The sequence below is a fragment of the Microvirga sp. TS319 genome, from assembly GCF_041276405.1.
Classification (GTDB): Bacteria; Pseudomonadota; Alphaproteobacteria; order Rhizobiales; family Beijerinckiaceae; genus Microvirga.
In genome coordinates this window covers 1532900-1546610 of record NZ_JBGGGT010000002.1, presented here as the reverse complement: position 1 = coordinate 1546610, position 13711 = coordinate 1532900, and the positions used below count along the sequence as shown (strand labels likewise).

Annotated in this window: 11 protein-coding genes; 4 read left to right on the top strand and 7 right to left on the bottom strand. The window is 62.5% G+C overall.

Annotation, left to right across the window (positions count from 1 at the left end; genetic code table 11):
* Window positions 1-343: 343 nt before the first annotated feature.
* Window positions 344-1057: a hypothetical protein gene (locus AB8841_RS16685; RefSeq protein ID WP_370436951.1), complete on the top strand. Its 714-nt coding sequence runs from the start codon at window positions 344-346 to the stop codon at window positions 1055-1057.
* Between the two features lie 368 nt (window positions 1058-1425).
* Here the strand turns inward: AB8841_RS16685 and AB8841_RS16680 are convergent, their stop codons facing one another.
* Together AB8841_RS16680 and AB8841_RS16675 are read right to left on the bottom strand one after the other, a co-directional pair.
* Window positions 1426-1884: an N-acetyltransferase family protein gene (locus AB8841_RS16680; RefSeq protein ID WP_370436950.1), complete on the bottom strand. Its 459-nt coding sequence runs from the start codon at window positions 1882-1884 to the stop codon at window positions 1426-1428.
* On the bottom strand, window positions 1881-2522 hold the full coding sequence (locus AB8841_RS16675) for a glutathione S-transferase family protein (protein ID WP_370436949.1): 642 nt from the start codon (window positions 2520-2522) through the stop codon (window positions 1881-1883). Before AB8841_RS16675 ends, AB8841_RS16680 begins: the two co-directional genes overlap by 4 nt.
* A 212-nt stretch (window positions 2523-2734) precedes the next feature.
* Here AB8841_RS16675 and AB8841_RS16670 point away from each other — a divergent pair, with 212 nt between their 5' ends.
* Both AB8841_RS16670 and AB8841_RS16665 read left to right on the top strand, forming a co-directional pair.
* Complete coding sequence (locus AB8841_RS16670; RefSeq protein ID WP_370436948.1) at window positions 2735-2878, top strand: hypothetical protein; 144 nt, start codon at window positions 2735-2737, stop codon at window positions 2876-2878.
* Window positions 2879-3273: 395 nt separating this feature from the next.
* Window positions 3274-4680 (top strand): adenylate/guanylate cyclase domain-containing protein, encoded by a 1407-nt coding sequence (locus AB8841_RS16665; RefSeq protein ID WP_370436947.1) that lies wholly within the window; start codon window positions 3274-3276, stop codon window positions 4678-4680.
* 295 nt (window positions 4681-4975) lie between these two features.
* On the opposite strand, the gene AB8841_RS16660 is transcribed toward AB8841_RS16665, so the two are convergent.
* Together AB8841_RS16660 and gatB are read right to left on the bottom strand one after the other, a co-directional pair.
* Window positions 4976-5467, bottom strand: coding sequence for a GNAT family N-acetyltransferase (locus tag AB8841_RS16660; protein WP_370436946.1), 492 nt, complete (start codon window positions 5465-5467; stop codon window positions 4976-4978).
* 2 nt (window positions 5468-5469) lie between these two features.
* Window positions 5470-6945, bottom strand: coding sequence for an Asp-tRNA(Asn)/Glu-tRNA(Gln) amidotransferase subunit GatB (gene gatB, locus AB8841_RS16655; RefSeq protein ID WP_370436945.1), 1476 nt, complete (start codon window positions 6943-6945; stop codon window positions 5470-5472).
* A 222-nt stretch (window positions 6946-7167) separates the two neighbouring features.
* On the opposite strand from gatB, the gene AB8841_RS16650 reads away from it, so the two are divergent.
* On the top strand, window positions 7168-7488 hold the full coding sequence (locus tag AB8841_RS16650) for a hypothetical protein (RefSeq protein ID WP_370436944.1): 321 nt from the start codon (window positions 7168-7170) through the stop codon (window positions 7486-7488).
* Window positions 7489-7721: 233 nt separating this feature from the next.
* Here AB8841_RS16650 and AB8841_RS16645 read toward each other — a convergent pair whose 3' ends face one another.
* From AB8841_RS16645 to AB8841_RS16635, 3 genes are all read right to left on the bottom strand, one after another.
* Complete coding sequence (locus AB8841_RS16645) at window positions 7722-10055, bottom strand: calcium-binding protein (protein ID WP_370436943.1); 2334 nt, start codon at window positions 10053-10055, stop codon at window positions 7722-7724.
* A 304-nt stretch (window positions 10056-10359) separates the two neighbouring features.
* A complete protein-coding gene (locus AB8841_RS16640) occupies window positions 10360-11937 on the bottom strand; it encodes a calcium-binding protein (RefSeq protein WP_370436942.1) in 1578 nt (525 codons plus the stop codon).
* Window positions 11938-12740: 803 nt separating this feature from the next.
* Window positions 12741-13661, bottom strand: coding sequence for a DMT family transporter (locus AB8841_RS16635; protein WP_370436941.1), 921 nt, complete (start codon window positions 13659-13661; stop codon window positions 12741-12743).
* Window positions 13662-13711 lie beyond the last annotated feature (50 nt).

Genomic DNA, 13711 nt, shown 5'->3' with positions numbered 1-13711 from the left:
TCGACGAGAGCATTGAACGCGGGAAGTGGATACCGGTTCTGCGTGGACCGATGCTCGAAACCATAGAGTGACAGCATCGGATGTGGGTTTCGATGTCACGTCCGATGCCGTCGTGCGGTTTCCACCGAGTGGAAACAGCTCCTTTCTTTCGCTCGGCTGCAATTTTTGACGACAAACCGGGTCCACTTCGCCGAAACATGCTCTAAGTGCGTGATGGGAGGACCATCATGCACCCTTCCTCACGGACGGGCCCTGATCGGGACTTCCACCCACACGGCGGACCGCATTCCCGTTTTCGCACAACTGGAATCGCACCGCCGGAACCGGATCGTGAGCGAACGCGGTGTCCTTGATCGGAACCCATACGGCCGTCGTCAGCTTAGGCATGTCCTGCCAGTCGGCCCATCAGATCCGGCTGCATGCCAAACTCATTTCGACCTGCCTGAGGAGCGGGGAAGCTCTCGATGCATCGCGGCTCCCCTTCGACTGGCTGATCTGCCCGCCTTCATCGGTGCTCAAGATCCTGGAATCCGGCCGCTTCTTTCCCGATCATCGAGACGCGCTGGAGCTCGATCACGCTCCATACTGGCGGGACTATCATACGTATTTCTGGCACGACTTCCTCGATGAGGATCGTCATTACGACCTGTCGCTCGACTTCCAGGGCACCAGGGACAAATACGAGCGTCTCGCCGAAAAATTCCGGGCCCTGAGCAAGATGCGGCGTCTCGTGTTCGTGATCTCGAACTCGCAGAACAATCTGGATTTCGTGGCCGATCGCACGCAAGCGCTCACGCCGGGCATGTCCGCCTCGCATATCGAAGAACTCTGCGATGCGACCGACCAATTTTTCGGCCGCCGATGCGAGTATCTCGTCGTGAGCTATGCCGACCGTCTCGATAGGAGACCGGCCCGACGCAACGTGAAAGTCTATCCCATCGGCAAGGATCCGAGCGAATGGCGAGGCGAGCCCGACACATGGGCTCGGGTTTTCACCGAGTATTTCGAGACCTGGCCCGATGCGAGTCTCTTCACGTCATCTCACGGGACCGACTAGAGCATCGGACGCAAAAGTGGGAACCGGTTTTGCGTGAAAAGATGCTCAAGAACATAGGCTTAGAGCATCGGACGTGAGTTCGATTTTACGTCCGATGCTATAGAGCCACTGACGCGGGAAGTGGATTTGCACTTTTGGGATCAATTCAATGCTCTCTCCTCGAGGCGCGCACCGTTTGCTGCGAAAAACCGGGGCCACTTTTTCGCACGATGCGCCGGAGCATCGGGCCTAAGAGGCGGCGGTCGCTTTTCACGTTCGCGGCTCCGCTCTCTGGAAGAACGCATCGCAAAACGCGACACTCGGGCCCACTTCTCGCGTGCGGGGCTGCCGGGGCCGCACGATGGGGCGGCAGCCCCGCACACGCCCCGTCAGAGCTTCTTTTTGAAGCCCTCGTGCGAGCGTGAGTAGCCCAGCCGTTCGTAGAAACGGTGCGCGTCCGTGCGGGTCTTGTTGGAGGTCAGCTCCATGGCCCTGGCGCCGCCGAGGCGGGCCTGCTGCTCGGCATAGGCGATCATCCTGCCGCCGATTCCTCCGGAGCGGCGCGACGCCTTCACCTTCACGCTCTCCACCTTTACGCGAAGCGCGCCGCGCCCGGTGAGATTGGGAATGAAGGTGAGCTGGAACGTGCCGACGACCTCGTGGCCGTCCACGGCCACGAACAGCCTGTTCTCGGGGCTGCGGGCAATGGCGGCGAAAGCCGCCTCATAGGCCGGCCTGGTCTCCTCCGACCACACATCGCCATGCGTTCCAAGGGTATCCTCTTCGTGAAGGCGGATGATCGCTTCGAGGTCGCTCGCCCTCGCTTCCCGGAATTCCAGATCGCTCATGCCGCCACCCGCGATTCCATCGGCAGCAGGGCCTTCGTCGAGGCAAAGCCGGGCAGCGCCTCGAAGCGTTTCGCCCAGGCCTGGAGATTGGCGTATCCGGCGAGGTCGAAGCCGGCTTCATCGGCGTAGGCGACGACGCCGTAGATGTCGATATCGGCGATGGTGACCCCCTCCCCCACGATCCAGTCGCGGCCCGAAAGCTGCTCGTCGAGCACCGTCAGGGCGGCATTTCCACCCGCGATCTGGGCGTCGTACACCTCCTGAGGAGCCGGGCGGATGCCGAGCTTGATGGTGCGGGCGCGATACACCGGCGAGGCGAGCCGGTCGAAGTCCCAGTACAGCCACTCCCGCGCCCGCAGGCGCTCGTCCAGGGTCGCTCCGCCGAATTTTCCGAGCGTATCCGAGAGGTATTCGAGGATCGCGGCCGACTGGCAGAGATGCCGCCCGTTGTTGCGGTCGATCAGCAGAGGCACCTGACCAAAGCGCTGCTTTGCGACATAGGCGGGTTGCTTGTGCTCGCCCTGCATCATGTTCACGTGCACGTAGTCGAACGGCTCACCCGCCAGGGCCAGCATCAGCCCCACCTTGTAGGTCGGGCCGGAGAAGGCGATCCCGTTGAGTTCAAAGCGCGCAGGCATGAGCAGATTCCTCGAATGTTCATCTCGTCTTTGCGGACTCTATGGGATTGCGGAAGGATACGGAAGCGGCCGCAGGAAACCGCAGGGGGAGTTATGCCCAGCACGGATCGTGAGCGGAGGCTGCTGCAGCGGAGCGTGGCCGTCGCGGCCACCATACCGGTGGCGACAGGCCTTAAGGTGTTCTCTTCGGGCAGGCGCTCACGGGCGGGGCGGTGAGCATCTCAGCGGAGAGCCACTTTCGCTTCCTGTCGGACCTGCTGCTCGGCATCGGCCTGTGTTTCTGGAGCACGCTGCCGCCCATCGAGGACAAGACGAGGCGCTTCCGGCTGCTCACGCTGCTCGAGCATCGAACGTGAAAAGTGGATTCCACTTTTGGGATCGATCCGATGCTCCCTTTCTGGAAAGAGCGCACCGTGGTGATCGGCGGGCTGGTCGTGGAACTCGTCGTCGCGCCGGTTCTGTGCCTGTGGCGGACGCGTAGCCCGGCGCAACCATAGCAGACCTCGCCTGGGCGAAGAATGACGCCCTCTCACCTTCTCTCGACCGAATTCCCGGCCCAATTCCTTGTTTTACAAGCCCTTCCGACGATTAGGTGCTATTCTGGAAGCACCGAAGCCGGCCTCGATCGGGGGGATGAGCGCCCTCGACACATGATACCTGGGGTCTCAAGATACCTGGGGGCCCCAAGATACCTGGGGCCTAAGATACCTGGGGCCTAAGCGAACCTCTCCACCTCGAAGGAGGTCGGACCATGAGTGAAGCGCAGAAACTCCTCGCCGTTCTCAGGCAATCCGCGGATCCTCAGATCGTGGATCGGATCGAGCGCCTGATCGACGACGCAGCGGACCACGAGCTGAACCGCATCAACGTCCTTGCCTTCGCGGCCAAGCATCACCTCGACGAGGAGCGGGCCATCGCGGCCTTCCTGCATGCGGCCCGGCTCGGCCTTTTCGAGATGTCCTGGAACGTCCTGTGTCCCGGATGCGGCGGGGTCATGGATGCGGGCACCAGCCTCAGGTCCCTGAAAAGGAAAGAGTACAGCTGCGCTCTGTGCGCCGCCGGCTACGAGCCGACGCTCGACGAAATGGTCGAGGTCACGTTCACGGTCAGCCCGCGGGTGCGCGAAATCGCCGCCCACAATCCCGACAAGCTTCCGATGACCGAATACCTGCGGCAGGTCTTCTGGAGTTCCGGCATCGACCTGCCGGACAATCTCGACGAACAGCTCGAGGACATCATGATCGATGCCGTCGAGCTGCCTCCCGGCGACCGGGTTATCCTGTCGCTTCAGCTCCCGCCCCAATTCGTCATCGTCTTCGATCCCGTCACCCATGCGGCCCAGTTCATCGACGTGAAGGGCGAACCCACGCGCGAGCGTCAGAACCTGTCCCTGGTCCTGAGCGAACTGCACACGGAAAACCGCACTCTCGAGCTGCACCCCGGCCCGCTGCGGCTCTCGCTCGAGAACCATACGAAGCGGCGCACCCTGCCCGCCGTGTGGCTGGCCAACGATGCCCTGCACCGCCTGATGGAGCGCCGCCGCCCGTTCCTGACCGCCAAGCGCCTTCTGACGAACCAGACGTTCCGCGACATGTTCCGGACCGACACGCTCGATGTGGACCAGCGCCTGAAGATCACGAGCCTGACCTTCCTGTTTACCGACCTCAAAGGCTCGACGGAGCTCTATGAGCGCGTCGGCGACCTCGTGGCCTACGACCTGGTCCGGGAGCATTTCCGTGTGCTGAACGAGATCGTCGCCTCGGAGGCCGGAGCCGTCGTGAAAACCATCGGCGATGCCGTCATGGCCACGTTCCCGACGCCGGATCACGCGGTCTCGGCCGCAATCCGGATGCGCCACGCCATGCGCGGCCTCAACGAACAGCGCGGGCGGGAAGACCTTCTCCTCAAGATCGGCATCCACGAAGGGCCATGCCTCGCCGTGGTTCTGAACGAACGCCAGGACTATTTCGGGCAGACCGTGAACATCGCATCCCGGGTCCAGAGCCTCGCGGCATCGCACTCGATCTATGCGACGGGATCGGTCGTCGAGAATCCCGAAGCCCAGGAGGTGATCGAGTTGCAGGGCCTCCACCCGACGCTTCAGAAGACCCTCCTGCGCGGGATCAACAACGAGTTTTCCATCTACGAAATTCCGTGAAGGGTCACGTCCTGCCGTCGTTCCGCCTCTGTCGTCACCGCGCAGGCGGGAAACCATCACCACGACCTAGAGCATCGGACGCAAAAGTGGGAACCGGTTTTGCGTGAAAAGATGCTCAAGACCATAGACTTACAGTGTCGGACGTGAGTTCGATTTCACGTCCGGCGCTGTAGAGGAAGAGCGTAGGGATATCCGGTCGTCTCGTTCCGCACCGTGGGCCACTATAGGTCTCTGGCTCTGCTGCGCGGCACCAGGATGACGAATGGACCCGGAGTGTTCGTAAGGCCTTCCCGCCTTACAGCGCCTTCTCGAAGTGATACTCCGAGGAATTCGAGATATCGCCGAGATCGCGCACGGCGCCCGTCTTGGTATAGCCCAGCTTCCCGTAGAGCCGGTGAGCATCGGTGAAGCGGGTGTCGGACCATAGAACCAGGCGCCGGGCCCCCTTCTCGCGGGCGTGGCGCTCCACGGCCCGCACCAGGAACGAGCCGAGGCCCTTCCCGCGCCGGTCGGGGCGCACGTAGAGGCGGTGCAGCTCAGCGATGCCGGCCTCGGGAAAGTCCATGGCGGCGCATGCGCAGACCCGCCCGCTCTCGTCCTCCGTCACCCACAGAATGCCGTCGTTGGGCCGGGGCGAAGATCCCGGCGTCCGGAGGTCCTTGAGGTCGTCGTGAGGATCGACGAAGCAGCCGGGATAATCCGCGAAGCAGAGGGCCAGAAGCCCGAAGAGGTCCTGCGCGTCGCGGTCTTCGACGGCGCGCAGGGTTTGCTCGAACGCCCCGCTCACGATCACTCGATCCCGAGCTTCGCCTTCAGGATCTCGTTGACGGCCTGCGGGTTGGCCTTGCCGCCGGTCTGCTTCATCACCTGGCCCACGAACCAGCCGAGCAGCGTGGGCTTGGCCTTGGCCTGTTCCACCTTGTCGGGATTGGCCGCGATGACGGCGTCGATGGCCGTCTCGATGGCGCCGGTATCGGTCACCTGCTTCATGCCCCGCTTCTCGACGATGTCGCGCGGGTCGCCGCCTTCGGTGAAGACGATCTCGAACAGGTCCTTGGCGATCTTGCCGGAGATCACGTTCTCGCCGATGAGCTCGATGATGGCGCCGAGCTGGCTCGCGGAGACCGGAGTCTCCGTGATGTCCTTGCCTTCCTTGTTCAGGCGGCCGAACAGCTCGTTGATGATCCAGTTGGCGGCGGCCTTGCCGTCGCGTCCCTTGGCGACCTCCTCGAAGAAGTCGGCGGAGGCGCGCTCGGCCACGAGCACGCTCGCGTCATAGGCGGACAGGCCGTAATCGCCCATGAAGCGCGCCTTCTTGGCGTCCGGCAGTTCGGGCAGATGCTGGGCGAGATCGTCCACATAGGCCTGGTCGAACTCGAGCGGCAGCAGGTCCGGATCGGGGAAATAGCGGTAGTCGTGCGCCTCTTCCTTGGAGCGCATGGAGCGGGTCTCGCCCTTGCCCGGATCGTAGAGACGGGTTTCCTGGTCGATGACGCCGCCGTCCTCGATGATCGCGATCTGGCGGCGCGCCTCGTACTCGATGGCCTGGCCGATGAAGCGAATCGAGTTGACGTTCTTGATTTCGCAGCGGGTGCCCAGCTCCTCGCCCGGACGGCGCACGGAGACGTTCACGTCCGCGCGCAGGTTGCCCTTGTCCATGTCCCCGTCGCAGGTGCCGAGATAGCGCAGGATCGTGCGCAGCTTGGTGACATAGGCGCGCGCCTCGTCGGCCGAGCGCAGATCGGGCTTCGACACGATCTCCATGAGCGCCACGCCCGAGCGGTTGAGGTCAACGAAGCTCATGGTCGGGTGCAGGTCGTGGATCGACTTGCCGGCATCCTGCTCCAGGTGCAGGCGCTCGATCCGCACCGTGATCGTCTCGCCCGTTTCCGGCACGTCCACGATCACCTCGCCCTCGCCCACGATGGGGCTCTTGTACTGGCTGATCTGGTAGCCCTGCGGCAGGTCCGGGTAGAAATAGTTCTTCCGGTCGAAGGTGCTCTTCAGGTTGATCTCGGCCTTGAGTCCGAGGCCGGTGCGGATTGCCTGGCGCACGCATTCCTCGTTGATCACGGGCAGCATGCCGGGCATGGCCGCGTCGACCAGGGACACATGGCTGTTCGGATCGCCGCCGAAAGCGGTCGAGGCGCCGGAGAACAGCTTGGCCTGGCTCGTCACCTGGGCATGGATTTCCATGCCGATCACGATCTCCCAATCGCCTGTCGCACCTTTGATGAGCTTCTTCGGGTTCACCGGAGCGTTCATGAGCCTTGCGCCTCTAATCTCTCGCGTTTGCCTGCCCGGAGTAAGAGCGACGCGGAACCGGGTCAACCCCTTTCAAGATGAACAGCCGTTCAGATTTGTCGCATTACACCCAAGATCAATTTGGCTTTTTTCACAGATATTTAAGATTAATGCCACGCTCGGATGAAACCGCTGCCAACATCAGGCGTTGAACGGGAGGTAAAACGGTCAAGGAGGTTACAAATGGCTATGGATCCCATGGATCGCGAACCGAACGTCTACAATCGAGAGACAAACGTCTACGATAATAGCGCGCGCGGCTCCAATACTCTTGCTTATGTGATTGGCGGTCTTGTTATTGCCCTCGGCCTGCTCGCATTCCTCTTCTATGATGGCAGCAACGAGCCGAGCACAACCGGCAGCACGGCGACCCAGACGCAAAGCTCGTCGCCGTCGACCGGCACGTCCCCGGCTCCTGCGGCCCCGGCCGCTCCGAGCTCCCCGGCTCCGGCAGCCCCGTCGGCTCCCGCTTCGCCGTCCGCTCCGGCTTCCCCGCAGCAGTAATCCCGCGTTTCGCGAGATGCTGCCCCAAGGGCCTGACTTCGGTCAGGCCCTTTTCCATGGGCCGCTCGCCCTCGCGGGCCATATTCGGGCTGCGCGGCGCGATCTGCCGGCATTCGGGCGGCCGGTCTCCAGCGCAACCTCTCGCCGCGACCGCCGGCACGGATCGGGTCCGCACATCCATGCGAAAAGGGGCGCATCAGCGCCCCTTTCCCCATCACCAACTCGGGTAAGGCTCAGGCGGCGATCAGGTAGCCGCCGCTACAGACGAGATCCCCGCCAAAGCCCTTCAACACAATCTGCGACGAGCCGTTGATCAGTACGTTCGTGTCGTAGGTAATCACCGGGGTCACCCCGCTCCAGGTGATCACCATTTGGCGCGCGAACGTCACCGAACTCGCCCCTACGATCTCCAGGCGGTCGCCCGATCCGAAGTCCATGATCCGATCCTGCACCACCGGAACCGCCGGATTGGACTGCGCGTCCCGATCCGTGGCCAGGTTGAACACGAAGGTGTCCCGTCCCGCCCCACCATAGAGCACGTCCAGGCCCGACCCGCCCTGCAGCGTGTCGTCGCCGTCCCAGCCGTAGAGTGTATCGGATCCTGCCTCGCCCCTAAGCACGTCGTTGCCGAACCAGCCGGTGGCAAAGTCGTTGCCATCCCCGCCGATCAGGCTGTCGTTGCCGTTATCGCCGTCGAGATAATCGTCGCCGGAATCGCCGCGCATCAGATCGTTGCCATCGCCGCCATTGAGCCCGTCATTGCCGGCTCCGCCTTCCAGGCTGTCCTGACCGTCGCCGCCCGACAACCCATCGTTGCCGGCCCCGCCGATCACACTGTCCGCGCCGGATCCGCCCGACAGCGTGTCGTCGCCGTGCCCGCCAAAGACCTGGTCGTTGCCCGCGCCGCCATCGAGGCTGTCACTTCCTGCCCCGCCGAGCAGCACGTCCTGGCCATCGTGGCCGTAGAGCGTATCGGCGCCGGTGCCGCCGTATAACGCATCGCTGTACACACCACCCACGATCACGTCGCTGCCGCTGCGGCCCGAGAGAATCGAACCGGACACCTCCACTCCCCCCTCGCGGCCCTCGTCGCGGCCCACGACCAGCCAGTGCTGCAGGGCATAGGAGTTGTCGAGACCATTGTCGATGATGTGGTTCGCCACGTCCGGATTGGCCGCCAGATAGCTCTCGGCATCGAACACCCCGCCCCAATCCGCGCCCACTGCCTTCATCGCCCCGTGCCAGCCGCCCTCGCGACCCTCGAACCGGCCGGCCTGCTTCCAGTGCTCGTAAGCCTCGGAGGGCGGGAGATGGTTGTGCGCTATCCAGGCCGCCACGTCCGGGTTCTTTCCGAGATAATCCGCTGCATCGAAGTCATCGGGATTGGCGTTGCCGACCTTGATAAAGTCGTTGCCGGCACTGCCGATCACATTCTCGATGTCGAACAGCCGGTCGCCATGGGCATCGCTATTGGTACCCACGCCGGTCGATAGATTGACGTGAATGCCCGCCCCGTTGATGCCGAGCGGGCTCGTGGAATAATCCACCGTATCGATGCCGGCCCCGCCGGAGAGAAGGTCGCCTCCGGCACCGCCGTTCAGAACGTCGTTGCCGTCGCCGCCACCCAGAATATCGGAGTCTACGCTGCCTTTTACCGAGTCGTCGCCTGCTTCACCGGATATCACACCAGCGCCAACAATCACGTCACGACCTGCTGTTCCCCGAGAAGTAGAGGTCAGGTATAACGCATCCGCATCTCTGATAACGAAGACTCCTCGCTGGATACCATCCTGTGCTTCGTCCGCGGAGGTTGTTACATAGAATTCAGCATTCGAAAGGGGGATATTTCTCCCATTGCCGAGGTCCACATAAGCCTCATCATCACCATTCAAAATGATTGGGCTTGGGAGATCCCTAAGCAACTGCTCTTCATCAATGAATCCTCCATCAGAATTAGGAGGGCGAATATCGAGTGGGATGGGTATATCGCTGATCCGGGTGTGGATCATATGGCCATTGATAATGGGAGTATGTCCATAGAGATAACCTCCAGGAGAAAGTTCCAGAATCAGAAAATCAAACTGCTCGATGAACTCAATATCAATGGGAGCCTGACTGTTGATCGGCACATACATCCCATCGGGATTGACTAGGTAAATATATCCGTTCTCATTCAGCATACCGAGCCGATCCCCATATGCAATCGGCATCAGCCACTTGCTAGTCGGATCAAACAAGTCGGCATACTTTTCTGTAACGAGCTTCAGATTTCCGTTGTAGTCGGTTACATAAATTTGGCCTTCGGAATCAATATAATAAGTTCCTCGAACGGTCGGGACAGCGGGTCTGATAATTTGGACGACAAGCTTTCCGTTTATTGTTTCGGGATCGGAGTTGGAGCCACCCCCTGGCCCTCCGCCTCCCTCATCCTCGTACTCCCAATCGGGGTCTACGCGAGGGTCGTCGCCTGTACCCCATCCGCTACCGTCAGGCGCCGATGTTCCCCCGGTCACCATCATCATCAAGCGATCGAAAGCATCACGCAAAGTTTCAGTCGAAGTCGCCATTCTTTCCTCCGGCGCAATGTCTATGAGAGCGAATATTCCTATTATTCGAGTAATATCATAACAAATCAATAGCATTGTCCTGCTTGCGCTCTGACTCCTAGCCTGAGGTTCATATTCCTGATCACCCGGTGTAGATCGCTTCCTCTGTAACGGCCGTCACGGGACCATCTGTGAGAAGGCGCATGGTCTCGAACGATGCGCCCTGATCGCCATCCTCGAACCTCGATTTGCGCTTCATGGGCGTGGATCTCGAAGCAAAAGGGGCGCTGATGCGCCCCTTTCCCGTCACCAGCTTGGGTAAGGCTCAGGCGGCGATCAGGTAGCCGCCGCTCCAGACGAGGTTGCCGGCGTAGCCCTTCAGGTCGAAGGCCAACTGGCCCCTCACCATCACCTTCGTATCGTAGCCGATCGTCGGGATCCCGCCATTCCAGATGACCACCTGCTGGCGCGCGAACGTCACCGCAGTCGAGCCCTCGATCAGCACGCGGTCCCCGGCCCCGAAGTCCAGGATCAGGTCCGGCGTCGTCCCGTCCGCCCCCGCGGTGAACACGAACGTGTCGTTGCCCGTCCCGCCATAGAGGGTGTCCTGGCCCGCACCGCCACGCAGCACGTCATCGCCTTGCCCGCCAGAGAGCATGTCCCGGCCCGCTTCGCCGTACAGCACGTCGTGGCCGTCCCCGCCCGTGAGCGCGTCGTCGTCGGCCCCGCCCGACAGCGTGTCGTTGTCGGCCCCGCCATCGAGCACATCGGCCCCGGCATCGCCGCGCAGCACATCGTGGCCCGCGCCGCCCCACAGGGCGTCACCCCCGTCGCCACCCGACACGATGTCGTTGCCCGCCTCGCCGTCGAGGAGATCGTTGCCCGATCCGCCCCTTAGGTTGTCGTCGCCGGCGCCGCCCCAGAGCGTGTCCTGGCCCGCCCCGCCATACAGCCGGTCGTTGCCGTCCTCCCCGTTCAGCTTGTCCTGGCCCGTGTCGCCGACCAGCAGGTCCTGCCCGCCGCCGCCGACCAGCGTGTCGTTGTCGGCCCCGCCATACAGGATGTCGCTGCGATACCCGCCCTTCAGCAGGTCGTTGCCGCCGCCGCCATAGAACTCCGAGCCGCTCGCCTTGACCCCGCCGGAGCGGCCTTCCTCGATCCCGGTCTCCCAAAGATGCTGGATGGCGAAGTCGGCGCCGAGATGGTTTGCCGCGATGTAGGCTGCCACGTCCGGGTTGGCCGCCAGATAGCCCGCGACATCGACGATGAGGCCCGCATCCGCTCCCGGCGCCTCGGTCTGCCCGTCCCAGCCACCCTTGCGGCCCTCGGCATCGCCGGACGCCAGCATGTGCTGATAGGCGAAGCTTTTGGGATCGAGATGGTTGGCTGCGATATAGAGGGCCACGTCCGGGTTCAGGCGGAGATACTCCAAGTAATTGAAATTCTCGATCGTCCGCCCGTCCTCGAGAATGTCGCCGAAGTTAGTGCCGACCACCTTCTCGACGTCGGCGATCCGGGCGTAATTCGCATCGCCTCGCAAGCCCTTGCCCAGGGCCAAGTTGACATGGATCCCTGACGGGTTCGTGCTCGCCGAATAATCCAGGGTGTCAAAGCCAGAACCGCCGAGGATAATGTCTCCGCCTGCGCTGCCGACAAACACGTCATTGCCGTTGCCGCCGGACAGCAAATCGGCGGCATGGCTTCCGACAAGACGATCAGCTCCCGCAGTGCCAATGGTCGCGTTGATGGCGACCAGAAGGGCCTCCCAATTCAGAAAAGCGAGCCCTGTCCGGACTCCCTGCTGACCTGCCGCCCCGCCGTCAGGCTGACCCGGGGAGCTCCCGCCATCGGACGGAGTGCCACCATCCGGGACACCCTCGTAAGGCCAAGGAACGAAGATCATTTCAACGCCGCTATCCTGGGAACCGCCGCCCGAAGGACCTCCTGCATCGCTATCCCCGGATGAATCGGGTTCAGGTTCAGCCTCCCAATCGGGAATAGGAGCGAGAAAAACCTCAAGAGAAACTTCAACAAGCCCGTTAAAGCGTCCTTCCGAGTCATGCTTCACCAAGTAAATTACTCGGTCTTCGCCAGGCTCGTTGCGGATGCAATACGTTTCGCCGTCCTTGTGGTATACGTTGAATTCACGGCCCGCGATAGTTATCGTTTCAGGATCCGGCCCTGTAAACCAAGGAGGAACGTCGTCATCCGACCCTCCATCCGGGCCATCATATCCGCTGCCATCTCCGCCTCTTCCACCGCTTCCGTCCGAGCCCGACGTCGGAGGTGTGGGCGGTGAACCCGGCGGCCTGGGTTCCACACTCAAGGGCGGCTCCTCCGGCTCATGCCCTATGACGTCAATGTCCGTGCTTCCACCGTCCGGGTTTCCACTTGGGGGGGCCGGGGGCGTACCCGAGCCTCCGGTAGTGCCGCCATCCGGATCTTCCGGCATTGGAGTGTTTGCAACCATTTTCGATGCCCCGTCTTAGCTGTTGTCCGGCGGATGGAAGCGATTGGGTTTACCCGCCGGGGAATGGCAGGCTACTGGATTGATACATAATAACAATACTAACATTCCGTGATTAAGATTATACTCTTGTATGAAGAGCCATCTCGACAGGCTCGGAGTCATGGACATATGCAGGTAAGGTTCATGGCCCGAAAATGCGCCTGGGGCACCCTTCGTGCATATGGTCCAGAGGCCGCTCAGGTCGCCCGCATCGCCGCCCCGCTGCGCTCTGGCAGAGTCATGAGCAGCACGCCCGCCAGGATGCACAGCAGGCCGATCCAGGCGGAGGAATCCAGCCTTTCGCCCAGGACGTAAGCCCCTATGGCGACACCGATGGGCGCGCGCAGATAGCCTTGGGCCGTGACGCCAAGGGAACCGAGGGTGTGGATGAGCCGGAAATAGATGAGGAAGGCCAAGGCCGTCGAGAAGATCGCGAGCCCGATCAAGGCCAGGACGGAGGTCTCGGATGGGGCAAGTGTCCAGGGGCGGTCCAGGACGAGGCCGACCGGCACCAGCATGGCGGCGCCCGAGATCAGCGATCCCGTCGCCGGCATGATCGGATCGAGGGACTTGAAGGTGCGCCCGAAGATCGCCGCGCCGGCATAGCAGATTGTCGCCAGCACCACGGCGAGCTGTCCGGCCAGCTCCTGCCCCACATGAGTCAACGCCTGCGTGCCGACAATGATGCAGGTTCCGAAGAGGCCGATCATGACGCCCGCGAATTTGCGAAAGGTCGTCGCCTCGTGCCGGGACCAGAGCCATGTGACGAGAAAGGTGAAGACCGGCGTCATGGCGTTGAGGATCACGGCGAGGCCCGCATCTACGGATTGCTCGGCCCAGGCGATGAGGGTGAACGGAAAGACGCTGTTGAGGCAGGCCTGGACCGCGAAGCTCCGCCAGGTCGCGCCGTCGCGCGGGAGCCGGAGGCCGCGCAGGCGCAGGACGACCAGGAGCACGCCCCCGGCGATGAGCGTGCGGGCCGCGATCAGCGTGACGGGCGGGATCGTCTCGACCCCGATCTTGATGAAGGTGTAGGAAGCCCCCCACAACGTCGCGAGAAGCGCCAGCAGGGCGATTTCGAGGACGAGAGGGCGGGAGGAATTGGGCACCATGGTCATGCATCCGTTCGTGTTCGTGGGATGCGGCAAGCTGGCACGCCGTTCGTCCT

Excerpts from the sequence above, each read along its gene's own strand:
- AB8841_RS16680 (WP_370436950.1), bottom strand. The coding sequence starts at position 1,884 with ATGAGCGATCTGGAATTCCGGGAAGCGAGGGCGAGCGACCTCGAAGCG.
- AB8841_RS16675 (WP_370436949.1), bottom strand. The coding sequence starts at position 2,522 with ATGCCTGCGCGCTTTGAACTCAACGGGATCGCCTTCTCCGGCCCGACC.
- AB8841_RS16665 (WP_370436947.1), top strand. The coding sequence starts at position 3,274 with ATGAGTGAAGCGCAGAAACTCCTCGCCGTTCTCAGGCAATCCGCGGAT.
- gatB (WP_370436945.1), bottom strand. The coding sequence starts at position 6,945 with ATGAACGCTCCGGTGAACCCGAAGAAGCTCATCAAAGGTGCGACAGGC.
- AB8841_RS16650 (WP_370436944.1), top strand. The coding sequence starts at position 7,168 with ATGGCTATGGATCCCATGGATCGCGAACCGAACGTCTACAATCGAGAG.
- AB8841_RS16645 (WP_370436943.1), bottom strand. The coding sequence starts at position 10,055 with ATGGCGACTTCGACTGAAACTTTGCGTGATGCTTTCGATCGCTTGATG.
- AB8841_RS16640 (WP_370436942.1), bottom strand. The coding sequence starts at position 11,937 with ATGATCTTCGTTCCTTGGCCTTACGAGGGTGTCCCGGATGGTGGCACT.
- AB8841_RS16635 (WP_370436941.1), bottom strand. The coding sequence starts at position 13,661 with ATGACCATGGTGCCCAATTCCTCCCGCCCTCTCGTCCTCGAAATCGCC.